At 44.2% G+C, this 25543-nt stretch carries 25 protein-coding genes; 20 read left to right on the top strand and 5 right to left on the bottom strand.

Translation table 11 applies throughout. The features are described 5' to 3' along the window. The first annotated feature begins 203 nt into the window (after positions 1-203). The 13 genes from ACJJIR_RS03085 to ACJJIR_RS03025 all read left to right on the top strand — a co-directional run bounded on the left by ACJJIR_RS03085 (position 204) and on the right by ACJJIR_RS03025 (position 12729). Positions 204-383 (top strand): hypothetical protein, encoded by a 180-nt coding sequence (locus tag ACJJIR_RS03085; protein WP_444907301.1) that lies wholly within the window; start codon positions 204-206, stop codon positions 381-383. Positions 384-409: 26 nt separating this feature from the next. Continuing rightward, complete coding sequence (locus tag ACJJIR_RS03080) at positions 410-616, top strand: hypothetical protein (protein ID WP_444907300.1); 207 nt, start codon at positions 410-412, stop codon at positions 614-616. A gap of 311 nt (positions 617-927) precedes the next feature. Beyond that, positions 928-1404 carry a hypothetical protein gene (locus ACJJIR_RS03075; RefSeq protein WP_444907299.1) on the top strand — a complete coding sequence of 159 codons (477 nt, stop codon included), beginning with the start codon at positions 928-930 and terminating at the stop codon, positions 1402-1404. Further along, positions 1401-1706 (top strand): hypothetical protein, encoded by a 306-nt coding sequence (locus tag ACJJIR_RS03070; protein ID WP_444907298.1) that lies wholly within the window; start codon positions 1401-1403, stop codon positions 1704-1706. The genes ACJJIR_RS03075 and ACJJIR_RS03070 overlap by 4 nt, the downstream gene beginning before the upstream one ends. A gap of 481 nt (positions 1707-2187) precedes the next feature. After that, entirely contained in the window at positions 2188-4626 is a 2439-nt protein-coding gene (gene hsdR, locus ACJJIR_RS03065; protein WP_444907297.1) for an EcoAI/FtnUII family type I restriction enzme subunit R, read from the top strand. 82 nt (positions 4627-4708) lie between these two features. Next, positions 4709-6196 carry an N-6 DNA methylase gene (locus tag ACJJIR_RS03060; RefSeq protein WP_444907296.1) on the top strand — a complete coding sequence of 496 codons (1488 nt, stop codon included), beginning with the start codon at positions 4709-4711 and terminating at the stop codon, positions 6194-6196. A gap of 5 nt (positions 6197-6201) precedes the next feature. Continuing rightward, a complete protein-coding gene (locus ACJJIR_RS03055; protein WP_444907295.1) occupies positions 6202-7938 on the top strand; it encodes a restriction endonuclease subunit S in 1737 nt (578 codons plus the stop codon). Between the two features lies 1 nt (position 7939). Continuing rightward, a complete protein-coding gene (locus tag ACJJIR_RS03050; RefSeq protein WP_444907294.1) occupies positions 7940-9373 on the top strand; it encodes an AAA family ATPase in 1434 nt (477 codons plus the stop codon). Further along, complete coding sequence (locus ACJJIR_RS03045) at positions 9370-10176, top strand: HNH endonuclease family protein (RefSeq protein WP_444907293.1); 807 nt, start codon at positions 9370-9372, stop codon at positions 10174-10176. Before ACJJIR_RS03050 ends, ACJJIR_RS03045 begins: the two co-directional genes overlap by 4 nt. 28 nt (positions 10177-10204) lie before the next feature. Beyond that, positions 10205-10936, top strand: a complete 732-nt coding sequence (locus tag ACJJIR_RS03040) for a hypothetical protein (RefSeq protein WP_444907292.1) — start codon at positions 10205-10207, stop codon at positions 10934-10936. Continuing rightward, a complete protein-coding gene (locus tag ACJJIR_RS03035; RefSeq protein WP_444907291.1) occupies positions 10926-11915 on the top strand; it encodes a restriction endonuclease in 990 nt (329 codons plus the stop codon). Before ACJJIR_RS03040 ends, ACJJIR_RS03035 begins: the two co-directional genes overlap by 11 nt. 18 nt (positions 11916-11933) lie before the next feature. After that, the gene (locus tag ACJJIR_RS03030; protein ID WP_444907290.1) at positions 11934-12227 is read left to right on the top strand and encodes a hypothetical protein; all 294 of its coding nucleotides are present in this window, start codon (positions 11934-11936) and stop codon (positions 12225-12227) included. A 181-nt stretch (positions 12228-12408) separates the two neighbouring features. Continuing rightward, positions 12409-12729, top strand: a complete 321-nt coding sequence (locus ACJJIR_RS03025) for a hypothetical protein (RefSeq protein WP_444907289.1) — start codon at positions 12409-12411, stop codon at positions 12727-12729. Positions 12730-12798: 69 nt separating this feature from the next. Here ACJJIR_RS03025 and ACJJIR_RS03020 read toward each other — a convergent pair whose 3' ends face one another. Next, positions 12799-13263: a hypothetical protein gene (locus ACJJIR_RS03020; protein WP_444907288.1), complete on the bottom strand. Its 465-nt coding sequence runs from the start codon at positions 13261-13263 to the stop codon at positions 12799-12801. Between the two features lie 652 nt (positions 13264-13915). Here ACJJIR_RS03020 and csrA point away from each other — a divergent pair. Then, positions 13916-14125 (top strand): carbon storage regulator CsrA, encoded by a 210-nt coding sequence (gene csrA / locus ACJJIR_RS03015; RefSeq protein WP_282931298.1) that lies wholly within the window; start codon positions 13916-13918, stop codon positions 14123-14125. A 167-nt stretch (positions 14126-14292) separates the two neighbouring features. On the opposite strand, the gene ACJJIR_RS03010 is transcribed toward csrA, so the two are convergent. Next, positions 14293-15495 carry a serine hydrolase domain-containing protein gene (locus ACJJIR_RS03010; protein WP_444907287.1) on the bottom strand — a complete coding sequence of 401 codons (1203 nt, stop codon included), beginning with the start codon at positions 15493-15495 and terminating at the stop codon, positions 14293-14295. Positions 15496-15552: 57 nt separating this feature from the next. After that, on the bottom strand, positions 15553-16404 hold the full coding sequence (locus tag ACJJIR_RS03005) for an alpha/beta hydrolase (RefSeq protein WP_444907286.1): 852 nt from the start codon (positions 16402-16404) through the stop codon (positions 15553-15555). Positions 16405-16624: 220 nt separating this feature from the next. Between ACJJIR_RS03005 and ACJJIR_RS03000 the strand changes: the two genes are divergently transcribed. Further along, positions 16625-18790, top strand: a complete 2166-nt coding sequence (locus ACJJIR_RS03000) for a winged helix-turn-helix domain-containing protein (protein ID WP_444907285.1) — start codon at positions 16625-16627, stop codon at positions 18788-18790. 293 nt (positions 18791-19083) lie between these two features. Continuing rightward, positions 19084-19902 (top strand): hypothetical protein, encoded by an 819-nt coding sequence (locus ACJJIR_RS02995; RefSeq protein ID WP_444907284.1) that lies wholly within the window; start codon positions 19084-19086, stop codon positions 19900-19902. A 167-nt stretch (positions 19903-20069) separates the two neighbouring features. On the opposite strand, the gene ACJJIR_RS02990 is transcribed toward ACJJIR_RS02995, so the two are convergent. Continuing rightward, the gene (locus ACJJIR_RS02990) at positions 20070-20972 is read right to left on the bottom strand and encodes a LysR family transcriptional regulator (protein ID WP_444908399.1); all 903 of its coding nucleotides are present in this window, start codon (positions 20970-20972) and stop codon (positions 20070-20072) included. A 178-nt stretch (positions 20973-21150) separates the two neighbouring features. On the opposite strand from ACJJIR_RS02990, the gene ACJJIR_RS02985 reads away from it, so the two are divergent. Beyond that, the gene (locus ACJJIR_RS02985; RefSeq protein ID WP_444907283.1) at positions 21151-22275 is read left to right on the top strand and encodes an alkene reductase; all 1125 of its coding nucleotides are present in this window, start codon (positions 21151-21153) and stop codon (positions 22273-22275) included. A gap of 386 nt (positions 22276-22661) precedes the next feature. Here ACJJIR_RS02985 and ACJJIR_RS02980 read toward each other — a convergent pair whose 3' ends face one another. Beyond that, on the bottom strand, positions 22662-23654 hold the full coding sequence (locus tag ACJJIR_RS02980; RefSeq protein WP_444907282.1) for a hypothetical protein: 993 nt from the start codon (positions 23652-23654) through the stop codon (positions 22662-22664). Between the two features lie 408 nt (positions 23655-24062). Between ACJJIR_RS02980 and ACJJIR_RS02975 the strand changes: the two genes are divergently transcribed. From ACJJIR_RS02975 to ACJJIR_RS02965, 3 genes are all read left to right on the top strand, one after another. Beyond that, entirely contained in the window at positions 24063-24410 is a 348-nt protein-coding gene (locus ACJJIR_RS02975) for a hypothetical protein (RefSeq protein ID WP_444907281.1), read from the top strand. A 116-nt stretch (positions 24411-24526) separates the two neighbouring features. Then, positions 24527-24907, top strand: a complete 381-nt coding sequence (locus ACJJIR_RS02970) for a DUF5329 family protein (protein WP_444907280.1) — start codon at positions 24527-24529, stop codon at positions 24905-24907. Between the two features lie 26 nt (positions 24908-24933). Further along, positions 24934-25494, top strand: coding sequence for a DUF4166 domain-containing protein (locus tag ACJJIR_RS02965; protein WP_444907279.1), 561 nt, complete (start codon positions 24934-24936; stop codon positions 25492-25494). Positions 25495-25543 lie beyond the last annotated feature (49 nt).

Below are 25543 nucleotides of genomic sequence, written 5' to 3'. Positions count from 1 at the left end.
CATTCGAGAATTTCATGCAATATTTTTATAGGCCGTAAAATAGCACAAGTACATGCCACTATATTAGGAGCTGACGAAATCAGAACATAAGGCCCACCTCAAGAAAAATCGCACCCACTACGAAGTACAGAGGTACCAATATATCAGTACTACGCACAAACCTTCCTTGCAGGATTACTGTGCTTTTAAATTAAGGTAAATTTATGAACGACCGGATAACAAAAGCGCTTAAGGATGCTGAAAAACGACTGGATGAGCTATTGCCTGATATAGAAAAGCGTCACAACGAATCAACCCAGAACAGCCCTGATGAACCAGACAACCTGAAAGAAGGTATCGTAGATGATTTGGAAATCCCAAGAGCTATAAAGCAACACCCCTAAATAAATAACAACAAACGAAAACAATTATGGGAACCCTAAACCTAAAACTCCCCTATTCCGACATAACCCTAATTCTCGACTCTATACGTCACTACCTAAATCACATTGAAACCCTTGATAAAAATTCAATTGATGAAGACAGACTGGCTGATTTACTCAACGATGCAGAGAACCTAAAGGGCATTGAAGAAAACTTGGCAGAACTATTCAGTAAAAAATTTAGTCCTTACTAGCATCAAATCCAAAGACATTTGGATAATTGCAGCTGCACTCGGTACTTATCCAGCTGGCGCCCTTAGCTATCGCCAAGTGTGTCGGTCATTGTGGGAATCTAGGCCTAAGATATCCGCGATATTTGCCACTAAGCCACGATAGCTATCAGCTGATTGGATTTAAAGTTGGCACTATGACTCTATTTTCTTGCACCTAAATAGTTTCAACGAGGAAATAGTGAATAACTTACGAGTTTACATCATTAGGCAGAGTAACAATAATAGCGCCCTGAATGACAACTGTTTAAACATCAAGTATTATTGGAATAAATATGATTAACGAGGTTAAGCAGTACAAATGTTTAACAGATTTGAAGGATATTATTGAATCAGTAGAATCTGTAAGAATACGCCCGACACCCCGTGGGAGTGACCCCATAATATATCCTGAAAGATCTGAGGGTAGGTATAGAACGGTTATGGGTGTAAGAATTTGTGACTATAAATTCTCAGCCGATGAAAAATGGGTATTAGCAGACGACCAAATGGGGCTTTCCTTTTCTGGAACATGGGAAAATTTACAGTTTTCTCATAAGATGGCCTCGAGAAAGAAAAAACCGGTAGACATTTTCTGGGTACTTTCTGAAGCAGACCTCCCAAAGCATATGAAATTTGAAAAAGATAAAGAACGGGATGGACATTATTTCCTAACAGTTACTAAGAGAATTAGGATTGAAGATTTAGTCTTCAACCTTAAATGGATTTCAGACCGCCTATCAGTTATTAAAGAAGGGGGCGCTTATTTATGATTGAATTTAAAAGATATCCTCATATTGAAGACTTGCTACTTCACTATGCAAAATCATACAAAGATGATTCAATAATTAAAATTCTAGAAGAAGGGGTAAGTAGCGCTGGTAAAGCAGAAGAGTTTTCTCTCTTTATTTGGCAGGTTGTTGATTCTATTCATGATGATCAGGAAAACGAAATAGAAGTAATGGGCAGCACAAGCAATCTTGAAATGTTACCTGATCTCGAATATGAAATATCAGGTTATATGCGATCAGTAGGCTTCTATGACGTATGGCGTAGAGTGAGTGAACAGGCTTAAGTAGTGCCCATACTAATTATTCAAGAATTTAAATGGTAGCTTTACAAATCGGCTTAGAGTTGAGCTGACTACTATTGCTACCATCATAAGCTTTCATCCCAAAAATTCTGAACACTCACAAAAGTAGTAGATTAAAGCGCCACCCATATTGATACCGAATCAAATGCTATATAAGTAGCCGGTCCGCTGAAAGATAGCCAATGCCTCTTCCTCGCAGTGCTCAAATCTCATTAGAGGCCACTGCACCTGTCAGAGTGTACGAAGAGGGGTCCTGTATGGTATCGGGTAAAGGCTATGAATATCGTCTCAAATGAGTAGGACAAACCCGGCTGGAGGGTGTAAATGATTCTGCTAAACAACCATCCCCCAAACTAACTCCCCCACCACATCCCCCTAAAGCCCATCCTGTGATAGATTTAGTCGTAATAATCATTCAAAAATCGTAATGGGCCCCCATGGCCCAGCTGTAGGCCTGCATCACATGGACAAGAAGCAGTTTTCTGAAGCGGATATCATCACTAAATGTATCCTCCCCGCCATTGAGCAAGCCGGCTGGGACCGGCACAACCAGCTGCGCCAAGAGGTCAAGCTGCGAGATGGCAAGGTGATTGTGCGCGGGCAAGTCGGTGCGCGTAAAACCGTTAAATCCGCCGATATCGTCCTCTACCTCAAACCCGGTATACCGCTGGCCGTAATTGAGGCCAAAGCCAATAAGCACGAAGTCGGCAAAGGCATGCAACAGGCCCTCGACTACGCCAAATTACTGGATGTGCCCTTTGTATTTGCCAGTAATGGCGATGGCTTTGTGTTTCATGATAAGACCGCGCTAGACAATGGCGGCCCACTTGAGCGGCAAATCCCCCTGCAAGACTTCCCCCGCCCCGAGACCCTATGGCAGAAATACCGTGACTGGAAGGGCTATACCGATGAGCAACTGCCGGTTATCACCCAGGATTACTACGATGATGGCAGCGGCAAAACGCCGCGCTACTACCAGTTGCAGGCCATCAACAAAACCGTAGAAGCTATTGCAGCTGGGCAAGATCGCATACTGCTGGTGATGGCCACCGGCACCGGCAAAACCTATACCGCATTTCAGATTATCTGGCGGCTGTGGAAGGCGAAGAAGAAAAAACGCATCTTATTTCTGGCCGATCGCAATGCTCTAGTGGATCAAACCTATAACGATGACTTCCAGCCGTTCGACACGGCCATGACCAAAGTCAGCAAGCGCACTGTCGATCCAGCCTATGAGATCCACCTGGCCCTCTACCAAGCCCTCACCGGGCCAGAGGAGCACCAGAAAGCCTATAAGCAGGTAGACCCCGACTTCTTCGATCTAATCGTGATCGACGAATGCCACCGTGGCAGCGCCGCCGAGGACAGCGCTTGGCGCGAGATTCTCGAATACTTCAGCTCCTCCACACAAATCGGCTTAACCGCCACACCCAAAGAAACTGACGAAGTTTCGAATATCGATTACTTCAACGCTCCCATTTACAGCTACTCCCTCAAAGAGGGCATTGAAGACGGCTTCCTCGCCCCTTACAAAGTGGTGCGGGTAGACCTGGATGTAGACCTGCAAGGCTGGCGCCCCACCAAAGGCCAGCTGGACCAGAATGGCGAAGTGATTAAAGACCGCATCTACAACCAAAAAGACTTCGACCGTGTGATGGTGATCGACGAGCGCACTCAACTGGTGGCAGAGACGATCACCGCCTATTTAAAGCGCACCGACCCCATGGCCAAGACCATTGTCTTCTGCAACGACATAGACCACGCCGAGCGCATGCGCCGTGCCCTGGTGAACCTGAACAAAGATCAGGTCGCCAAGAATGATAAGTACGTGATGAAAATCACCGGTGACGACAAAATCGGTAAAGAACAGCTGGATAACTTTACCAATGCCAAAAAACCCTACCCGGTAATCGCCACCACCTCCGAACTGTTGACCACCGGCATCAATGCCAAAACCTGCAAGCTGGTGGTGCTGGATCAAAACATCCAGTCCATGACCAAGTTCAAACAGATTATCGGGCGCGGCACCCGTATCGATGAAAAATTCAACAAGCTCTGGTTTACCATCCTCGATTTCAAGAAAGCCACCGAACTATTTGCGGACGAGCGCTTCGACGGCATCCCGGAAAAGGTCTTAGCCGCTAACCCAGCGGAGATTATCGACCAAGACAACCCCACCTTCGATAACGAACTCAACCAAATCGAAGACCAGCCACAAGCGGACGAATCCAATACGGAGTGCGAAGAAAACACAACCATCGGCGGTGTCTCCACTAGCTCCATCCAATACCCGAATTTGCAGGAGGAAGACGAGCCCTTTATCAAATACCGGGTCAACGGTGTCGCGGTAAAAAAGATCGCCGAGCGCGTGCAGTACTACGATACCGACGGCAAACTGGTTACCGAGTCCTTTAAGGACTACACCCGCAAAGCCGTCAGCAAATGCTTTGCCTCCCTGGACGACTTCACCCGCAAGTGGAAAGACAGCGAGCGCAAACAAGCCGTGATTGACCAACTCGCCACAGAGGGCGTGATCTGGGAAGTACTGGAGGAAGAAGTAGGCCGGGATATGGACCCGTTCGACCTTATCTGCCACATCGTATACGATCAGCCGCCACTGACCCGGCGCGAACGGGCCGAGAACGTCAAGAAGCGCAACTACTTCAGTAAATACTCAGACGTTGCGCAAAAAGTGCTCGATATGTTGATCGAGCAATATGCCGATGCCGGTATCAAACAGCTGGAACAATCGGGCTTTGCCGAACTCAAGGTGCCGCAGATTAAACCCCTGGGTAATCCTATGACCATTGTCCAAAAAGAGTTCGGCGGCAAAAGCGAATACCACCAGGCGCTGCATGAGCTGGAAGACCAGCTCTACTGCGACGACGACCTCAGCGCCTAGCCACTAAGGCCGACCAGCAAACACCCAAATACCCCAGCTGCGCTCAGCCAACGAGCGCAGCCTTTTACGATTGAGAAGTACTATGTCCGTCAGTTCTGTCATCAAATCCATCCAAGATATCATGCGCAAAGACGCCGGCGTCGATGGTGACGCCCAGCGCCTCGGGCAGATGTCCTGGCTGCTGTTCCTGAAAATCTTTGATGCCCAGGAAGTGCAACTAGAGTTTGAACAGGAGGAAGACTACCGGGCCCCTATCCCCAAAAAATACCTGTGGCGCAGCTGGGCTGCCGACAGCCAGGGGATTACCGGCGATGAACTGCTGGAGTTCGTCAACGAACAGTTATTCCCCAAGCTCAAGGGCCTATCGGCGCCGATCAGCAGTAACCCCCGGGGCTTTGTCGTCAAGGAGGCGTTCAATGACGCCTTCAACTATATGAAGAACGGCACCCTGCTGCGCCAAGTGATCAACAAGCTCAACGAAATCGACTTTACCGACTCCAGCGAACGCCACCTGTTTGGCGATATCTACGAGCAGATCCTGAAAGACTTGCAGAGCGCCGGCAACGCCGGAGAGTTCTACACCCCCCGCGCCGTGACCCGCTTTATTGTGCAGATGATCGACCCACAACTGGGGGAAACCATTTTCGACCCCGCCTGTGGCACCGGCGGCTTCCTCGCCTGCTCCGTCGACCACGTAGAAAGCAACTACGTAAAAACCGCCGAAGACCAGCTGGCCCTGCAAGAGCAAATCCGGGGCGTAGAGAAAAAGCAGCTACCGCACCTGCTGTGTACCACTAATATGTTGCTGCACGGCATAGAAGTGCCGGTGCAAATCAAGCACGGCAATACCCTCAGCAAGCCCCTGTCCAGCTGGGAGGAAGATATCGATGTGGTGGTCTCCAACCCACCCTTCGGCGGTACCGAGGAAGATGGTATCGAGAAAAACTTTCCCGCCGAAATGCAGACCCGTGAAACCGCCGACCTGTTTTTGCAGCTGATTGTCGAGGTATTGAAAAACAAGGGCCGTGCCGCCGTAGTATTGCCAGACGGTACCCTGTTTGGCGAGGGCGTAAAAACCAAAATCAAAAAAATGCTGCTGGAAGAGTGCAACCTGCACACCATTGTGCGCCTGCCCAAATCGGTATTTGCCCCCTACACCAGTATCAAGACCAATATCCTGTTTTTTGAGAAAGGCACACCCACCAAAGATATTTGGTATTACGAAGTACCCCTGCCCGAAGGGGTAAAAGCCTTTAATAAAACCAAACCCATGCAGCTGGCTCATTTCGATGAGTGTGCCGACTGGTGGGGCGAAGGCAAACGACAGAAAACCAAGCTCAAGCGCAAAAACCGCCAGTCCAACGAGCGCGCCTGGCAGGTGAGTATCGATGAGATTATCGAGCGCAATTACAACCTGGATATTAAAAACCCGCATCAGGAAGAGGCAATCAGCCACGACCCCGATGCCCTACTGGCCCAGTACAGCAAGCAGCAGGCAGAGATCCAGAAGTTGCGCGATCAACTGAAAGGCATCTTATCCGAAGCCCTTACCGGCAAGAGCGAGGGTTAACAGCAATGAGTGCGGAACAATTAATTACTGAGAATCTGGAACTCTGGACCTCAGCCGTTAAAGCCAAGAAAACCCAGGGCCGAGGCAGCAACAGCAAAAGAGAGCTGTACGGTATTAAGAAACTGCGCGAGCTGATTCTGGAGCTAGCCGTACGCGGTAAGTTGGTGCTGCAAGATCCAAATGATGAGCCGGCTAGTGTGCTATTGGAGCGGATTGCTACTGAGAAATCGAAACTAATAAAAAGCAAAACGATCAAGAAACAAAACCCCTTACCAGAAATGAACAAAGAGGAGGAACCCTTCTTTCTACCCCAAGGCTGGCAGTGGGTTAAACTCGGTGAACTCGTAGAAATGTATAATGGTAGAGCCTTTAAATCATCGGAATGGGATTCATCAGGACTGCCAATCGTTAGAATTCAAAACTTGAATAATAAACAAGCCGAATTCAATTATTTTAATGGCGAACTTGCACCTCAACATAGAATTAAAAATGGCTCATTTTTAATTAGCTGGTCTGGCACTCCAGGCACATCATTTGGCGCATTCATCTGGGAAGGCGATGAAGCAGCTCTAAATCAACACATAAATAATTGTATTTTTCATTCCAATGAAACCAATTTGCAATACATGAAACTTGCAGTAAATGGTTGCATGAATCATTTTATTGACATGGCTCAGGGTGCTGTCGGTCTGAAACATGTCACAAAAGGCACTTTAAATAACGCAATACTCGGCTTTCCTCCACTCTCTGAGCAAAATCGGATCGTGGTTAAAGTCGACGAACTAATGGCCCTCTGCGACCAACTGGAACAGCAAACCGAAGCCAGTCTGGACGCCCATCAACAGCTGGTGGATACCCTGCTGGCAACCCTAACCAGCGCCCAAGACGCCGAAGAACTCAAGCAAAACTGGGCCCGCCTAAGCGAACACTTCGACAGCCTAATCACCACCGACTACGCCGTAGAACAACTCAAGCAAACCATCCTGCAACTGGCCGTTATGGGCAAACTGGTACCCCAAGATCCTAACGACGAACCGGCGAGTGCGTTGCTAGAGCGGATTGCAGCAGAGAAGGAACAGCTGGTTAAAGAAAAAAAGATTAAGAAGCAAAAGCCTTTGCCGGGGATTAGCGATAAGGATCAGCAATTTGAGCTACCAACGGGCTGGAGTTTATGCAGATTAGGAAACCTTGGATATGATCTAGGTGGTGGTACTCCATCGAAGTCAAACAAAGAATACTGGAATGGTAGCATCCCATGGGTATCTCCTAAAGATATGAAGCTTGACTATATATATAAAGCTCAAGATTCAGTTTCTGAATTAGCATTAAAAGAAACAACCGCAAAAGAAATTCCTATTGGAAGCTTATTAATGGTCGTACGCGGAATGATATTATCTCACTCATTTCCTGTTGCCATTACCAAAACCCCACTAGTCATTAATCAGGATATTAAGGCTTTAGTTTTTACGCATATTGATGAAAACTTCCTTCTGCTGACGATGAAAGCTCTAAAGCCATACATATTGAGTCAAGTCGATCATTCTTCACATGGAACTTGTAAACTTGCTTCAGATAAAATATGGGAAACAATAGTTTGCATACCCCCTCTTGAGGAACAACGGAGAATAATTAGCCAAGTAAATGACCTTATCAAGCTTTGTCATAAGCTCAAAATTTACTTGGACAACGCACAATCCTCCAAACTCCAACTTTCTGATTCAGTCATAGAAAGAGCACTCTGATATGAAGCTAATAAAGCTTTGGGTCAACAACTACAAAAACCTTTCAAACGCAGAGCTACAGTTTTCCAAAAACCAATTACCTATCGCATTGATAGGCAATAATGGCACAGGAAAATCAAATATCATCGAAGCACTAACCCATATATTTATGGGACTTTACTATGGGGATAATCAAGAGTTTGATTATCAAATAGAATATTTAGCCAACAACCAACAAGTATTCATCAAAAACAATAACAACACAGGGGTTGAGATATTTGTAGATAATATAAAATGGAGCCAAAATAAATTTAAATCGAAGATCAGAAGGTCTCTTGATGCACCTTTTCCATCATTAGTTTTTTCATACTACTCTGGATCTTGCAAACGTCTAGAAAAGCAGCTTAATAGATATGAAAAAAGCTATTCAGCCAAACTAAGACAGCAGGATCATGACCTAAACAGACAGTTTGTATTCACAACCATCATCCATGCAGAGTGGATTTTTCTAGCCCTCCTATGCCACCAAAAAAACCAAATACTACCCGAGATTTCACTTGCTAGCAGAGACACTATTAAATTTATATTAACACCTCCAAAAGACTACGACCCAGAAGTCCACGACCCGACTTGCTGGTCATCTTCTGGCGCTATTAGAGATTTTCTACTGGCCCTGGATAGATACTCTAGAGAAAGCAACGATACACGTAAACCAATTAATGATGGCGAGATAACAACTAGCAGAACCTACTATATTGAAGCAGAGGATCTATATTCGCTCGGATCACACTTAACACGTAGAGAAACCAACCTCTACAGTATAATTCTGGCACTAAGCGCAAATAAAATATTAAAAAAAGTCTCATTCGAAATTGAGTCTCAGGGAAACCAATTTTCTTTTGACTTTTTAAGTGAAGGTGAAAAACAAATTCTAGCTGTTATAGGTGGGGCAACGCTGACCGATCAGAATGAAAGCATCCTCCTGCTAGATGAACCCGACACGCACTTAAACCCTGAGTGGACCTGGAAATATTGCCCCTTATTACGCCAAGCATTAACAGGAAACCAGTCAGAATCATCTTCTATTCTACTTGCAACTCATGATCCAATTCTGATTTCTGGATTATCAAAAGAGCAAGTGATTATTTCCCATAAAAATGGAAGTGGCGGAATTTCTTTCGCTCAGCCACTTAGAGACCCCAAGGGACAAGGCATCGCAAATATATTAACCAGCGAATTTTTTGGCTTACCATCAAGCCTTGACATTGACACTCAAAAGCTTATGGATCGCAGGCTTGAACTATCCTTTAAGACTACTCGACTAACTGATTCTGAAAGAACCCAACTAAAATCAATCAATGAAGAACTAGAAATTCTAGGGCTAGGAATTTCAGAAAGAGATAGTGACTACATAAAATTCCTAGAAAAAAAATACGGTAGTAATATGCAGGCATGAAGTATATAAATATAGAAGATGTTATAGCATCAATTCCAGATAATGAAATAGAAAAATTACACAATCTAAATAACAGCCTAACAACAAAAAATGCCGAAGAAAGGAAGGCTATTATAGATTCAGGCGGCGCCCACTGGGGGAAAATTAAAGATTACTTAGAAAGTGCCTCACACAGAAAGTGCTGGTATACAGAATCAAAAAATGACGGATCACTATATGATATTGATCACTTTCGTCCTAAGTCCGCAGTATTTAATGGGGACACTCTAATCTATTGGTACTGGTTTCTAGCCTTCGAACTTAAAAACTATAGGTTGAGCTGTAGGATAGCAAACTCACTTAAAAAGAACCCAGAGACAGGGAAAACTGGAGGAAAAGGAAATCATTTTGAACTCTTACCTGGTAGCCCTCGCGCGAGTGACATAGATGGCATCAGCAGCGAAGAACCTGTTTTACTAGACCCGTGCGTTGAATCCGATACTAAATTAGTTCAGTTTTTACCAGACGGCAGGCCCACACTAGCAGTCCATTGTCAAAATGAAGAGACATCTAAAATGAGAGTGGAAGTCAGCAAGCTTCGATTAAACCTTGATTACCCAACTTTCAACAGTGGACGAGAAGAAATATATAATGAAATTAAAAAATGGGTTATCAGAGGAGATAATGGACTTGATCTAAACCTCGTAAAAGGTGAAATTCGCTCAAAAATATCTCCAAGCGCACCATATAGCTCAGCGGCAAAATGCTATTTGCGTGGATTTAGAGATAGAATATGGATTGAAGACTTGATTTTTGAACCCTGATTTAATTTGGAATTAAAGATAATAATTAGTGAAAAGTATTAACGAACTCACCATAGTTGATATTAGAAACACATTCTTTACTCGCATAAACCCGAAAACTAGCGAGCAACACGATTGCACTCTAGAAAATCATTACGCAGACATACAACCTTATAGTCTCGATACTTACGTGCCCCAAAAAGTAACGGATCAATATGAAACAGCTAGAAACCTATACCTCTATGCCTGGTTCGAATATAACTTTTATAACATCGCAGAATTTAAAGCACTAACAGTGCTTGAACTTGCAATCAAGCAGCGTGTATCTGACTCTGACTTTAGAAATTATTGTAAAATTCGCAAACAGAAATACTGGGAAAGAGAGGGAAAAAAATTAAGTATCTCTAACGGCCTTAAAGGCTTAATAGAATACTGCCGAGATAAACAGTTAATCCGCAACCAAGATTTTAGCGCTTGGCAGCGACAAGCTACCATGAAATCATATAATCAGGCTAAAACTGCACAGGCAGACTGGGCAATCTCAAAGCTGGGGCGTACGGGCCAAGATCAGATCTCCCTAGCAGATATAAATATAGAAAAGTTAAAGCCTGACCCGAATCATGATTACATTGATATTCTTGTGAATACCATTAATCGAGTACGCAATGAATACGCTCATGGCTCCAATTGCCTATATAAAGATGTGCTAACCACCTTCGAAATGGTGTCGGAGTTTATCAATCAGATCTTCCAAAACAAGGAAGTAGATAATGCCCAATAGCTGGATGATCCGCGCCGGGCGCGGTGGTATTTACAGTGAAGACTTCGAGAAAGGCTTTGCCGCAGTGGGTTGGTCGCAGCTGGGAGACCTTAGCCAGTATTCAAGCACCGAGCGCTTGCGGGACGAATACATCAAGATTTACGGCAATGACAAGCCCTCGGCCACAGCCAACGCCCTAGCCATGATCCTGAAGTTTCGCGATCAGATTGCCGCTGGCGATTATATTGTGAGCTACAACCCGGAGACCCGAAATTACCTACTGGGCGTCGATAAAGGGGAATACCTCTATCAGCCTGATATTATCGGGGACTACGCCAACCTTCGTGAGGTGGAATGGCTCGGCAAAGTCAGCCGTGACCAGCTGCCCCAGAAAGCTAAGAACTCCCTCGGCTCCACCCTCACCCTCTTCTCCCTAAGCCAGGAAACCATAGAGGCCTTCTTAACCATATTTGAAGGCCGTACGATAACGCCGCAGGAAGACGAAGCCGCAGAAACTGATAGCGCACAGCTCAAAGACGAAACCGTAGCCCAGAGCCACGAACTAATCAAAGACAAGATCGCCGCACTGTTGCCCGAGGAAATGGAAGAGCTGGTTGCTGCGATACTGCGCGCGATGGGCTTTAAGGCCAAGGTATCCCCCAAGGGCCCGGATCGCGGTGTGGATGTGATCGCCTCTCCGGACGGCCTGGGCCTTACCCAGCCGCGCATTAAAGCCGAAGTGAAACATCGCGATGGCTCCATAGGTGCCCCCGCCATACGCGGCTTTATCGGCGCCCTGCGGGAAGGGGATTCCGGCCTATTCGTCAGCACCGGCGGCTTCACCCGCGAAGCCCGCTACGAAGCCGACCGCTCCACCTTCCCCCTCACCCTGGTGGATCTCGATGATCTGGCCGATCTTATCGTCAGCCACTATGAAAGCTTCGATTTGGAAGGCAGGGCACTAATGCCTCTGGTGCGTATTTACTGGCCGGTGGATTAAGACAGGCGGGCTAGTACCGTGATCGAATATCGCTATCCAGAAGAGAAAACCGTTGCCCTGTTTTTTGCTGAATTACTGCAAGATACAGTGGCAATGGATATTTTAGAACGTGGATATGTAACCACTTCAGAAGAAGCCACTCATCTCAGTAAGTTCTTCTGGGCCATGGTTGATAAATCCGCTCAAGAGCCAGAGCTACCTTGCGAGGCCAGCTCTGAATACTGGCTAGAAAAGCTGTACAACAGCTTTGGCGGATACCTTTTCGAAAAAGGTTATGAGCAGCAGTGGGATGATGAAATTGATAATGCCTGAACTTCAACTTCAGAACCATATAATAATGAAAAGCTGCTTTTAAAACTTTTATGGTCCCTGAAAATACTAGCAGCACCCTACCTAAGCCTTCTGACATAATGCCTGGCGAAAATTCTCAACTTCCTCTACACCTCGAAAACTCTTTAAAAAGTAGAATATATATTGAGGCTTACACACAGTGATGAAATTTAACGAACATGAACTCAACATCAAAGATATAGCAATTCACTACTCCCACAAGCTAAAAAACCAACTGGCCGAAGACATTCTACTGGGCAAGAGAGATATCACTTCAACTGAAGAAACTAAACTACTGACTCAGTTTTTCTGGCAAATGGCAGATCAGGCAGCTGAAGATTATCAAAACGACGGTCAACCAGATATTGATGTCGATATTGAGGCCTGCATGGAAAAGCTAATGAATATTTTCATCGGCTATACCAAAAAAGTAGGCTTTAACCAACAATGGATTGAAGAATCCAATAGGATTAACAGCACTTAAAGTTTTTTTCACCATCGAGTCCAATGCCAGCTATTACCGGCATTTCATCTATCCGTTTCTCTAGCGCTATTATTCTCGGCGACTCAATAAAACTGGCCAACAGTTTCCTGCCATCAGTGAACTAAAATCATCAATAACTCTTCTATCTATTTTTTCTTCATAGACATAATAGACAATAAATCTCGGCTGCTTACCAGTGCCTAACTTTGACTCTTCATAAAAACAGAAGGAAAAGTGTTGAATAACCTCATCACCGTCTACATCTTCATAAGCCACAGTAAGAGAGTCCCATGAAGGCGAAGATATACCCTTAAGTAACTCTTTTTGGGCACGCACATTATGGTCCTTGTAAGCAACAGTCAAACCTGCAAGCTGGTTGCTGGACACATGGAAAGACACTTTCGTATCACCAAATGTTTCCGGTAGAGAATACATAAAATCTGCTTTATCCGCTTTTAATACGTCAGGAATTCCTGCCTGCGCAATCATAGAAAAAGAGGCTAGCAGCAACATTAAAATTCCACTTTTCATCATCCACCTTTCAGCTCTTTTGATAAAACCGTCCCACCTCATCAAAGACGCAAGAAATTCTAGCAAGTTAAAAATACAAATTACATCAACTAGAAAAAAATCTACAGACCAATATACCAATCACCTGTGAGATATAGAACCAGACAACCAATAAAATATAGGCGCCCAAATAATCTTATTGGATTTTATTAAGTTTTCTTCAGCGTCAAAGCTGCGTAGAATCGAAAGATATTTATCAAGATTCTGGGCAGTGATCAAACCGGCTTCTACAAGCCAGTAGCCCAAGATAAAACAAGAACACCGAGAATTTTCTAAAAGCCCCATTCCCAAAGGAGAACGGTAGCGTGACGTAAGAGACAGTAAAAGGCGCTGACCCAAGGTGCGGCAACACCCGGGGCCAGCTAACCAAATTGATAGGCTAATTATCAAAGTGGCTCCATGAATGGTACGCTAGAAACCCACTCGTCTTCAATAAAAGGTTGCAAATTCAGTAACCTGAGGCGATTCCCCAAGCTCTGGGAATCTAGCGCCCGCCTTTTCTTCTTTTACGCCTACCGTTCTCGCGCCCCTCCTAATACCTGCAACCGTTCTTACTTTCTTGGCCTTCCCGTTACGGGAGGTTTGCCAATGCTTTGCGTCTCATTAGGAAACCAATATGTTGATTTTAAACCGCCGTACAGGCGAGAACCTCAGGATTGGGGAAAACGTCTCAATCACAATACTGGAAGTTAAAGGTAATCAGGTACGGGTAGGCATAATCGCCCCCAAGACCTTGGCGGTTCACCGCGAAGAGATTTATAGGAGAATCAAAAGACAACAGAGGCAAGACAATGGGGATAAAAAGCAAATTTTCCCAGTAGAGTGAGCCCTAACAATCTTGCTTTGGCCCTACTACTCCAAAAACTATAACTACCGCAGCCCTTGTATAATCGAAAATTCTGTCCAGCATTTAGCGCTTCCTTATTCAAAAGACTCTAAATGCTGGACAGAAACCTTTAACAGTGCCTAGGCAAGGTCAATTAATGTAACAATTTAGCCAGTTGTACCACTTAATGCAGAAGATACAAAAGCCGGTAAAATACGTTGTTCTATCAAGTCCAGGGTTTTGTCATCATCTCTGTGGCCGGTGATCGCAATCACCAAATCAAGATCTTCAATGGAGATCACATACTGGCCACCACCGCCCCAGCCAAACTTCGCGATATATTTTTTGTTGCCAACCTTCAGAGGCGTTCGCCAAAAGAAGTAGCCGTATGCAAAATTGGTATAGTCAAACTCATCATCTGTGGGAACAGCCACTTTATCAGTAGCCTTAGCAATATACGCCTCTGGTATTAACTGGTGGCCGTTCCATTTTCCCTTATTAAGTACCAAGGTGCCCCACTTAACCATACTGCGAGATGTCATCATGGCCCTTGACCCTGCCTGGGGCACGCCGCTGACGGCTTCCTTCCAGTGGTAGTTGTCGATTCCCATCTTCTCCAGTAGCTCTTCTTTAATAAAGTCGCTTGCGGAACCGGGGACAACGGCGTCCAGTACCAACATTGCAATCATTGGGTCTGAGCCTTGGTATAAGTAGGTTTGCGATTCTGAGGTTATCGGTTTGCTATGGCTTAAATAGATTTGGGCCAGCTTTTTTCCTGTCAAATGCTCTGGATTTTCCAGTAAGGCATCCCGTTTTTCTTCATCAATACGAATTCCAGATTGCATACTCATGGCATGGTTCAATGTCACAAGGTCTGCGCCTTTAACAAGCTTTGTCCTATCCAGCCCTTTCAGGAGGGAAGTGACAGGCTTGTCTAAGTCTTCCATGGTTAAATAGCCCAACTGTATCGCCCGCCCAATCGCCAGGGCTGTATAGGCCTTGCTGGCAGAGGCTTGTGGGTGCGGAAAATTAACACGACCAAGGGAGTAGTAGGATTCAAAAACCAGTTTGTTGTTTTGAGCAATTAGTAGGCTATCGTAGGGTGTATGTTGGTTGTCTGCTATTTCCCGTGCCAGTTTTTCCAAGCTCTCTTTGATGGTATCGATTTCACCAACAGGAATACCGTCTTTTCTATCCGCTGGGGCTGTATCAATAAATGCTTTTTTAAGCTTGGGTATTGATCTCTCCAGGCCTGTGAGGTCGCTACTATAGTCGGCCATATTGACTTCTGGTGCCTGTAGGTCTCCTGCGCTTACAGTAGTAAATATCCCGTACGTTAGCCCGATTGTGATTAGCTTCTTGATAAGCATTTTATATCCTATATTTAATTTTTAACGGTTTATTAATATGGATCGATATACTATTGATTAGTGTTTCACTTTATCCGCAAGCCAATAAATACTGCGCACTGAAGTCTTTGGAAACGCCGTTGTGTGATTAGCCGATTCAATAACCACCGGCTCTATGGATAAGTTAGCCAGCTTTTGGCTCTTTAACTCACTAACAAACCTTTCTACCGTCGCACCCAGCTCCTTTTCTAAAGCGCCGTAGGCAATAAATACATTGGTTTGTTTTGGTAGTTCTATCAATGGTTTGTTAGGCTCTAATTCAAGACGAGAATCCATATAAGTGCCTATCAATCTTGATGGACTACCGATAATGTAGTTCTGAAAAGTATCCGGTTGACTTATTAAGGCATAGACTCCAAAGAGACCACCAAATGAGTAACCGAAATATGTCCGATTATCTGGATTCGCGCGGTAATTGCTTTCGATATACTTTATAACGTCATTTCTGATAAAGGCGAGATGCTGATGGGCCTCTCCTTTAAAGGATTCTTTATCGTTAGCTTTATCATCTAAGGGTAGTGCTGGTTTAAAGTCCCGATATCGACTCGACCATTCATTTTCATCAGCTGGCATACCTTTCCGCCAGCCAATGCCCACCAAAATTGCATCTTCCAGTGCATACTCTGTGGTGGCCGATAGTATTTCAACCGCCCACAAAGCATCTGTATAATAAATGACCGGATGCTTTTTGGTGTCACTCTCCTCATATTTCTCAGGCAGCTTGATATACAGCTCGTATTCCCTGTTATTGCCGGAGTCCTGAATGGGTATCACTTGGATTGTGGATAACTCCAGGGCTTTATGCTCACCTGCTTCAAGGGCAGCGATAGGTAGCAACAGGAGAAAGGCGACTAGTAAACGCTTTTTCATATCAGTATTTATACCGTTACATGTGATCGAAGAAGCGTTCAATCTAAACAAGGAGCCTATGAAACACCTGAAGTGCTCCTGACTTTTGAATGACTTTGTTCTGTTACTATAAAGTGCTTATTTATCAAAAGCTTACAAAGTCTGCTTTAGCTGTAATCAGGGTTTATGCTAGTATCCATTGCCAAAATTTAGCTCATATTTTGTTCAGGTAGATACATCAATGGCTTCACAATATTGGGTGGGTGACTTCTTTGTTGATTTATCCAGAAACCAGATCACCCGACATGAGCACTCGCAAACTGTCCCCCCTAAAGCCCTTGCTGTCTTAACCCACTTAGCAAGACATCAGCGAAAAGTCGTGAGCCAGGATGAGCTACTGTCTGAGGTCTGGCCGGATACAATAGTCACACCCAATACGCTGCAAAGAAGTATTGCGCAACTTAGAAAAGCCTTTGGGGAAGATCGGAAGCAGCAGTCTTATATTAGGACCCATGCGAAACAGGGTTATAGCCTGGAATGCGATATTTTTTGGCAAGATGGTGATTCTATTCCACAGGGTAAGACAGCACCGGAAGAGGAAGCTCCCTCCCCTACTCCCCCTGAGCATGAAATAGATATAACACCGGTTAATCCAAACCACCAAACCCAGACGATCAAACCAAATCGATTTCCAATCTTTGCACTTGTCGGGTTGGTATTATTAGTATTTGTTATATTTAAACACTCTCCGCCCGAGCAAAGCTCTCAGCTTGTATTTGATCGATTACAGGCGGTAACTGCAACTGACCGTAAAGAGTTTAGCCCCTCTTATTCGCCTGACGGTGAATATATTATATTTAATCGTTACTTAGATAAGCTCTGCGTTAATAAAATCTGGGCCAGGAATATACATACCCAGAAGGAGACGGAATTAACTCCAGAATGGGGTACTTATGGCCGCCATACACTATCACCGGATGGCAAGAAACTGGTATTTATTTCTGAAGAAGACTGCACCATACCGCTAACCCAAAATACTTGTTACAACCTGGTAAGCCTGGATTTTCAAAAGGCATTAGCCAGCCCACAGCAGCCAAATGTATTAATGCGCTGTAGAAATTCCGCGATTAAGAACCCGGTATGGCTAAATAATAATGATCTCGCTATTTTGCACAAAGAGACTGACCGTTGGCGGTTGATCAACTATTCAGTCAGGGATAATGCCAGTCGGGTTCTTTATGACCTGGAGAATGGAAACCTGGCCTATTTTGATTACTCAATAAGTGAAGGGTTAATAGCCGTAACCAGCCATCATCAAGATGGCCAGCTTTATATAGATATACTGGATTCCAAGGGGGCGCTTTTATCCAGCCACCCGATAGACTATCCGGATGAAATCCCCCAGCGCAGGACCATATCCCCTAACTTTTCACCGCTTACAGATGAGTTAATCTTTAGCACAGGGCGGCGACTCTTCTCTCTCACTTATGATGGAAAGGTCAGTAAGCTTGATTTACCCCTGGATCAGTCTGCCAGCTCGCCGGAATTCCACCCAAATGGGCAGAGGGCACTTCTGATTAAGGGCCGATACGATAGTGACATTGCATCAATACCGCTTAACCAACCTGAGTCAATCGATACACCTTCGGACGAAGATGTCAGCGAACTCTACCCAAGCACAACACGGTCGATTTTGGGAGAAGATGATGGCATTTTCCAACCCAATGGCAACTTGATTGCATTTACATCCAGGCGCTCTGGTGAAGATCAGGTGTGGATAACTGATGGCAGCGATTTACGGCAAGTCAGCCAGTTTCCAATGGATACCAATATCTACGGCATTAGCTGGTCTACCGACGGCCAAAGCATACTAGCGAGTGCCAATCAGATACTTACTAAAATCTCCCTGGGCGGTAGCAGAGGAGACTTCTCACTAGCGCATCCAGTTGACCGACTATTCCAGTGGGATAGTGTGAGTAACCTCGCGCTGTTAACTTTAACGGTTAAAGGCGTTACAAAGTTTGCGGAAGTAAACTTGGATAATCTTGAAGTAAGCATTATCAACGATACCCAAGTTAACTGGGCCCAACGAAGCGAAGATGGCCAGCTGATCTATATGGATCACATGAACCGCTTCTGGCAGCCCGGCCCTGCAGAAGATCAGCTAATCGAAGAGCTGGTTCATCAAGGCAGTGAGAAAAGGTTTGTAATCAAAGGGAATGTGATTTACTCAATCAATCGAGATGATCAGTTATGGTCCTACGACCTCGACACCGGTAACTTTTCTATTTTGAGAGCAGTGCATAGAGATATCGATTATATAACTGATATTAATCAGGAAAACCTAATGATTACCTATGTTGTTGCCGCTAAAAAAGAAGTTGCTGAGCTTTTTTTAAGAGAATAGCTCTATTACTTATACGCTCTTGATATATAGATAAAAGCAGCCTCTTTTAGCATACTCAAGTGATTTATTACCGATTGAATCGTTTCAATTCAGTAAATTTAATGGGCCTTCTTAACCTTAACTTTTATTAATTTTGAGCACATTGAAATACAGATATAAAGCTTCTAACATTACTACATAGATAAATTAGGGCACTGACAGTACAATTACAACCCAACACAAAACCTTAAAGTCATTGCTTTTATTTACAAAATAATATGCACTAGATACTAGAAAATAGACTGGATTTAGATTTGAAACTACTTTTCAACTTATTAGCTTTCACAGCTCTAATTTTTACCACCGCAGCTAACGCTGACATTTCAGAAAATAGCCTGGCGCCTCAAAAAGAGGCAAATTTTGCCCAGAATTATCTGGACCGGTTTATGCAGAGAGATTTTGACTATGTAATGAGCCTTATAGATACTGAAGTTGCTGGTACTATTTCCCCAGAAAAACTTGAGGAGATGCACGGTTATCTTCCCTCTGGCAAGCTACTCTCCACTGAACTTATCGGTTCACAGGTGAAGGTTATCAATGATAATTGGGAGGGGAGCTTCACCTTCGAATATCACTTTGAAGATGGTTGGGCTCTGGCCAGTGCATACATGATACGCACCGAAGGAAAAATTTCTATTGCCGGATTCAGTGTTTACAACACACCTGACTCACAAAAAGAACTAAATCGTTTCTCGTTATCGAATAAACCGCTTGGTCATTATTTAGTACTAACGATGGCTATCATTTTCCCAGTTTTTATCCTTGTAACCCTGGTTACCTGCATTAGAACACCGGTTCAGAAGCGAAAATGGTTATGGATACTATTCATTCTATTTAGTGTCGGAGCTATCAAGCTTAACTGGACTACTGGGGCTTACCATATAAAGCTCTTCAGCTTTCAGCTTTTTGGTGGCGGAGCGGTATCTGCAAGTGAGCATGCTCCACTAATTCTTACCGCAGGATTCCCATTAGGTGCAATAATTTTCTGGTTCAAACGCCGCAGCTTGATTGGCCAAAAAAAGAAGACCCAAAAGAGTCAGACAGAGCTTAAGGAATCAGATAATTCTGTTTGAGAGTAGCTAGTCCTACGCATAGCTGTAGAAGACCTGCTGGAGCCAACTGAGAGTCAGGGCTTTGTCTACTATCACAGTGAGCAGCTCTCCACCCCGTAGGGCTGCTCACTGGGCCGAGAAATCGACACCTTTTTCTGGAGTCGAAGATTCCAGAATATCACCACTTATTAAAAGGTTTCACTCTTAAATAATCTCATCAGCTGTTCAACCATCCACATATGAAGCTGGCTATGGTTAGATCGGCTATGCCATGCTGCAATAACTTCAAATTTTGGTGTTTGCGTGTCCAACTTAAGGGGGACAACTTTTTTGTTGGGCAGTAATCTTGAAGGGTAGAATGCAATGGTGTCTGTCGCGGCAATAATATCTGGGGCGGCGGAAAAGCTGGGTATCGACATAACAATATTGCGTTTTAGCCCCTGCATCGCAAACCATTCATCGTGTGATCCTTTGAGGTTTGCCCGTGATGGTGAAATGATCAGTTGCGGAAGCTCGGCTACATCAGCCAATGTTAATGACTTACCCTTCAGCGGAGACTTTTTTCCCGCTATACAGACATGTTGCTCCTCAAATAACAGTTTGTATGGCAGATCATCCGGAATGAAATCAGGAAATGTGAGCGCTAAGTCGATCTCACCAGCCACCATTAGCTGATTCAGGTTATCTGTTTCAAAATCCCTGACAATCACCTTAAGTTCCGGTGCCGATTTACGCACGACTTCTAGCAGCTGGGGTAATACCGATTGAATGGCATAATCCGTCGCGCTGATACTAAAAACCCCTTTATGGGTTGCCGGATCAAAGGTGATAGGCGTTAGTAAAGACTCTACCTCCTTCAATATGCTGCTGATCCGGCTTTCCAGCTGCTCAGTAAGCGGGGTAGGTACCATGCCGTTACCTTGGCGAATAAACAGCCGATCATCAAATACTTCCCTTAACTTCCGCAGCTGTTCACTGATCGCTTGCTGAGTCAGCCCCATCTTCTCAGCCACCCGCGATAGGTTCCTCTCTTGTAGCAGCGCTTCCAATATGCGGAGCTGTTTCAGATCCAGCCGACTTATACCATTCATAATTGTAACCAAGACAAAGAGTAGTTGTTTCAAATTGTATCCTTGCACCTCTAGTATTCCCACCATACAAGGCACAGCCAAAACTCGCTGGGGCTATTCAGTTGCCCTTATCACCGCTGCTTTTTACCTGTGTCTTTTCAAACACTCGCTGCAGTCAGTTTTTAACAGGAAGGTCATTATGAAAAACGAGTCACTATTCAGTGAGATCAACCTGGGCCCTTACACCCTGAAAAACCGCATTGTTCTGCCGCCGCTGACCCGGTCACGCAGTAGCCAGCCAGGTAATATTGCCAATGACTTGATGGCTAACTATTACTCACAGCGTGCTGGTGCTGGGTTTATGGTGACAGAGGGCACGCAAATAGAACCGAGAGGCCAGGGCTACGCTTGGACACCCGGGATCTATTCAAAGGAACAGATCGAAGGCTGGAAAAAAGTGACCAAAGCCGTGCACGATCAAGGCGGTATCATCTTTGCCCAGCTCTGGCATGTTGGGCGTGTATCCCACACTTCACTACAGCCTGGCGATGCAGCGCCCGTTGCGCCATCTGCTATCCGTGCAGACGCAGTTAAGGTATTTATCGAGACAGGTCCAGGACAAGGCGCCCTGGCTGAACCCAGTGAGCCTCGTGCGCTGACAACAGAGGAAGTTAAAGAACTGGTTCAACTCTATGCCCAAGCCGCGCGCAATGCGATGGAAGCTGGTTTTGATGGTGTTGAGCTACACTGTGCCAACGGTTACCTTGTGAACCAGTTTATTTCAGAACATACCAATCATCGCGATGATGAGTATGGTGGTAGTTTAGAAAATCGTCTGCGTTTCCTTAAAGAAATTGTTGCAGCGGTATCAAAAGAAGTTGGCGGCGAACGGCTCGGTGTTCGATTTGCACCGCTTTTCGAAAGTACCGATGAGGACAGAGTCTACCTTGGTCTGGTAGAGAGTGATCCCCATAAGACCTATATCGAAGCTATTAAGCTGCTAAATGAAGCTGGAATTGCCTATCTGTCACTGGCTGAGGCGGATTGGGATAATGCACCGGATTTGCCTGAGAACTTCTATCGAGAAGTACGTGAAATCTTTAGCGGACGTATCATGTATGCAGGAAAGTATTCCCCCGAAAAAGCTATGCGTGTACTTGACGCAGGTAATGGAGATATCTTTGGCTTTGGCCGACCTTTTATTGCCAACCCGGATCTTCCCACACGTATTCGCAATGAATGGCCACTCAATCAGGTTGACCCGGAAACTATGTATGGCGGCACCGAAGTAGGATATACGGACTACCCCCTCTACCAGCCGTGATCTGTTGTAGATTGGGCTCGTTCATTATGAATTGCTAGCTGTAAGTGGTATTTCTATAAATATTTCTAAAGTCTATCAGCACTACTCAAAAGACATAAGCGCTTATTGATTAGGAATAGGTAACCTCAGAGAACTCTATTCTCTGGGGTTCTTTTTCCAGACTACTCATAAGAGATAATATTTTTAAGCCTTAAAGCTATACCTTTATCTTATGCAAACACTAATTACCCTGGAAAAAAATAGGCTTATATCATCAGGATGATGAGTAGACCGAACTATCCTTAGGTAAAAGGTGAAACCTGAGAATTTAATAAGCCTCAAGTTTACAAGTATCTTGAGGCACCGCAAATGCATCAATATTACTAATTAGTTATATTAGTATAAGATCAAGCAGCCTTCTTTGATAAAGCTACCGCAATATTACTTATCGCAACCTCCATAGAAACTTTTCCATCCAAGTAAGGCTTCCAATACTTATCAAGAAGTACTTTGTAGTCACAATGCCCGCTATACAGGCCACGTATTTCAGCATAAGGTACATACTCAGAGTCATCCTCGAATATCGCTTTCTTAACTATTTCTCCAACGGTATAGAACTGTATCGGATGCCAAATTCCTTTATGATTGTCCAGCCCCAACCGACTAAATTCTTTATTAATGACTCGCTGCAACTTACTATTTCGACCTACTCCATTAGCATGAGAAATTTCATGGAAAAACATCTCAAACGCATACCAGTCAGTATATTCTGAATAGGTACTATTAATAATCGTTTGAAAACTTCTCCCAGAAGTGGTAGCGCCCTGGCGCATTCCAGGTTTGTAAACAATATTTACCGTATGCTCATCAAGAACCAGCTTTTCATCAAATAGCTTTTCCAAGCTACTAGAAACCCTATCTCCATAAACATCAAGTTTACTTTTCAAATTCTGGTACCAATTAAGATTTCTCGCTTCATGAACCGGCCACAACTTGGCTTTATAAATAGTTGTGAGGTTATTTAAATGTGTATATAGAATATTTTCCACAGAACCTTGCTTAACGGCGTGATGTGATAACAAGAGCGCAGTTAAATCTGAAATCTCAGAATTAGACCTGATGATATGTATGTTTTTGCCAGCGCCATATTTCCTATACTCGCCAATTACAAGGTCAAAAATCTCTTGCTCCTCAACAGAAAGAGTTCGCCCCTCTTTTAAATCATTATGTAAATCTTTATCTCTAGCTAATTCATATAAATAGAGGTGTAAATTTAGTAACAGCTCATTTTTAAATTTAACCGAATGCCAATTTTTCACTCCATTGACAACTGGCATCTCAGCAAGAACAGAACAAGACAGAGCGGAAATTACTAAAGCTAAGAATAAAAGTCGAAACATAACAATAGTGCCATTTATTTTTAGTATATTTATATTTCAGAGATCATCAGATACTAATAAAAACAAATAGTTCAAAATATTAGCCCATATATCAACACGATATAACTTAACCTGTATTATTATTCAAAATCCAGCGTATGGAAAAAGTAGCTGATATCCTGCAGTTAACACTTTTGAAAACTATCAACCTCAATCAGAGAGGTATTTTCAGCGGCAATAATTCAATTGATAGACTGTTTTTCAACCAAAAAGACCATTAAACAGGCAGGCAACCACTTACTCTTATTGTTATAAAGGCCACTTGTAGGACTCGTTGTTATTCCTCATGTAAAATACCTTAACCAAGTACACTGTACTGTTTTAAAGAAAACTACAATTTCCAGAGCCCAAAAAGAAATGAAGAATCTCTTGAGCATTATTACACTAGCCCTTGCTACCACTTCTTGTATGAAACTCGAGGTTCAGCCCGGCAACGTTATCGGGGACACTGTAGATGCGGGTAAAGAGGCGTTCCAAAGCATCAAGAGAAGCCGTAATGGTGAAGAAGAGAGAGACTTTTCTCACAAAATCAGCTACGACCCGACTGCCTCTAATGCAATCAACATCACCAACTGCAAGAAGGAAATGATGGAGGTGATTTCTGCCTCTGAACTTACCGTCTCACAAATTTTGACTGAATCTTCTGAAGTTATTGGAGAGGAAGATAGCAAGAGCGTACAGTGCGCTGCAAAAGTGGTAGTCACTAAGAACGCTTAAAGCGCCGAGCTGCTGGCCTTGATATATAGTTCTGGCATAGAGCCCCTCTTGACCCTATGCCAGTTCTTGGCCCGCTAATGAACTCCCCTGATACTCCACAGCCAAGTAATGGGAGAATGATTAAAAGTCTCTCAACTTTACTTACTATTATCTCGCTAAGTATGTCCTCCATCCTGGCTCAGGCAGATACTCCTATCAACGAAATAAACCACCTAATGGAGTTTGTCTCTGCTTCAGAGTGTACCTTTATCCGCAACGATAGTGAGCACACCAGCCAGGAAGCAGTGGAGCATATGGAGAAGAAATATAAGTATTTCTCCAACAAAATTGATAGCGCGGAGGATTTTATTAGGCTAAGTGCAACCAAGAGCACCTTTAGTGGCAAGCCCTACCATATTAAGTGTGCCGAAAAGCCTAAAGAAGAATCCCAAAGGTGGCTTCTGAACGAATTAGCACGCTACCGTGAAACGACACAGCTAAGATCCAATGCTAATTGAGAAACTAGCAATGCAATCAAAATAGCATGGTAAATGCTGTCACCAGTTGGTTTGGCTCCGACTTCAACAAGCTAAACCCGCTACTACAACGCCTACATACAACAGGGGCAAAGCTCTCCGGGGAGGTTAAAGTTCAGTTCGGCTCTGGACTAGCTGGAATTATAGGCAAACGAATTGCTGGAAAGCTGGGTGTCCCACAAAATACAAAGGAATCTCCTTTTTCAGTAAATATTCAGCACACACAGCATAAATTAATCTGGTCTCGTACTTTCTCAAATAGCCATTCGATGACCTCAGAATTTGTACCTATAGGGACAAGAGGAAAAGCTGGTTATTGGATTGAAAAAACAGGGATAATTAATATCCGACTTGGCGTTTCCATAGAGGAAGGAAACTGGTTTTGGGCCCCACAGTCAGTTTCTATTCTTCATATCCCAATTCCCTCTGCCTTGAGACCCAGGATCACCGCGGGCAAATCAATCATTAACAATCAATATCACTTTGAGGTATCGATTTCGTTACCCATTATAGGGTTCTCATTTGGCTATTCGGGCATATTGCGTGAACAACTCCCTGAAACTAGATAGCTGTGCGATTAACCTCTGGCAAAAGGTCTTTCAAAAACCTTGATTACAT

This window comes from Microbulbifer maximicatervae (SeqCode) (assembly GCF_052467385.1).
This window is presented reverse-complemented; position numbering and strand designations above follow the sequence as displayed.

Excerpts from the sequence above, each read along its gene's own strand:
- ACJJIR_RS03085 (WP_444907301.1), top strand. The coding sequence starts at position 204 with ATGAACGACCGGATAACAAAAGCGCTTAAGGATGCTGAAAAACGACTG.
- ACJJIR_RS03080 (WP_444907300.1), top strand. The coding sequence starts at position 410 with ATGGGAACCCTAAACCTAAAACTCCCCTATTCCGACATAACCCTAATT.
- ACJJIR_RS03075 (WP_444907299.1), top strand. The coding sequence starts at position 928 with ATGATTAACGAGGTTAAGCAGTACAAATGTTTAACAGATTTGAAGGAT.
- ACJJIR_RS03070 (WP_444907298.1), top strand. The coding sequence starts at position 1,401 with ATGATTGAATTTAAAAGATATCCTCATATTGAAGACTTGCTACTTCAC.
- hsdR (WP_444907297.1), top strand. The coding sequence starts at position 2,188 with ATGGACAAGAAGCAGTTTTCTGAAGCGGATATCATCACTAAATGTATC.
- ACJJIR_RS03060 (WP_444907296.1), top strand. The coding sequence starts at position 4,709 with ATGTCCGTCAGTTCTGTCATCAAATCCATCCAAGATATCATGCGCAAA.
- ACJJIR_RS03055 (WP_444907295.1), top strand. The coding sequence starts at position 6,202 with ATGAGTGCGGAACAATTAATTACTGAGAATCTGGAACTCTGGACCTCA.
- ACJJIR_RS03050 (WP_444907294.1), top strand. The coding sequence starts at position 7,940 with ATGAAGCTAATAAAGCTTTGGGTCAACAACTACAAAAACCTTTCAAAC.
- ACJJIR_RS03045 (WP_444907293.1), top strand. The coding sequence starts at position 9,370 with ATGAAGTATATAAATATAGAAGATGTTATAGCATCAATTCCAGATAAT.
- ACJJIR_RS03035 (WP_444907291.1), top strand. The coding sequence starts at position 10,926 with ATGCCCAATAGCTGGATGATCCGCGCCGGGCGCGGTGGTATTTACAGT.
- ACJJIR_RS03025 (WP_444907289.1), top strand. The coding sequence starts at position 12,409 with ATGAAATTTAACGAACATGAACTCAACATCAAAGATATAGCAATTCAC.
- ACJJIR_RS03020 (WP_444907288.1), bottom strand. The coding sequence starts at position 13,263 with ATGATGAAAAGTGGAATTTTAATGTTGCTGCTAGCCTCTTTTTCTATG.
- csrA (WP_282931298.1), top strand. The coding sequence starts at position 13,916 with ATGTTGATTTTAAACCGCCGTACAGGCGAGAACCTCAGGATTGGGGAA.
- ACJJIR_RS03010 (WP_444907287.1), bottom strand. The coding sequence starts at position 15,495 with ATGCTTATCAAGAAGCTAATCACAATCGGGCTAACGTACGGGATATTT.
- ACJJIR_RS03005 (WP_444907286.1), bottom strand. The coding sequence starts at position 16,404 with ATGAAAAAGCGTTTACTAGTCGCCTTTCTCCTGTTGCTACCTATCGCT.
- ACJJIR_RS03000 (WP_444907285.1), top strand. The coding sequence starts at position 16,625 with ATGGCTTCACAATATTGGGTGGGTGACTTCTTTGTTGATTTATCCAGA.
- ACJJIR_RS02990 (WP_444908399.1), bottom strand. The coding sequence starts at position 20,972 with ATGAATGGTATAAGTCGGCTGGATCTGAAACAGCTCCGCATATTGGAA.
- ACJJIR_RS02985 (WP_444907283.1), top strand. The coding sequence starts at position 21,151 with ATGAAAAACGAGTCACTATTCAGTGAGATCAACCTGGGCCCTTACACC.
- ACJJIR_RS02980 (WP_444907282.1), bottom strand. The coding sequence starts at position 23,654 with ATGTTTCGACTTTTATTCTTAGCTTTAGTAATTTCCGCTCTGTCTTGT.
- ACJJIR_RS02970 (WP_444907280.1), top strand. The coding sequence starts at position 24,527 with ATGATTAAAAGTCTCTCAACTTTACTTACTATTATCTCGCTAAGTATG.
- ACJJIR_RS02965 (WP_444907279.1), top strand. The coding sequence starts at position 24,934 with ATGGTAAATGCTGTCACCAGTTGGTTTGGCTCCGACTTCAACAAGCTA.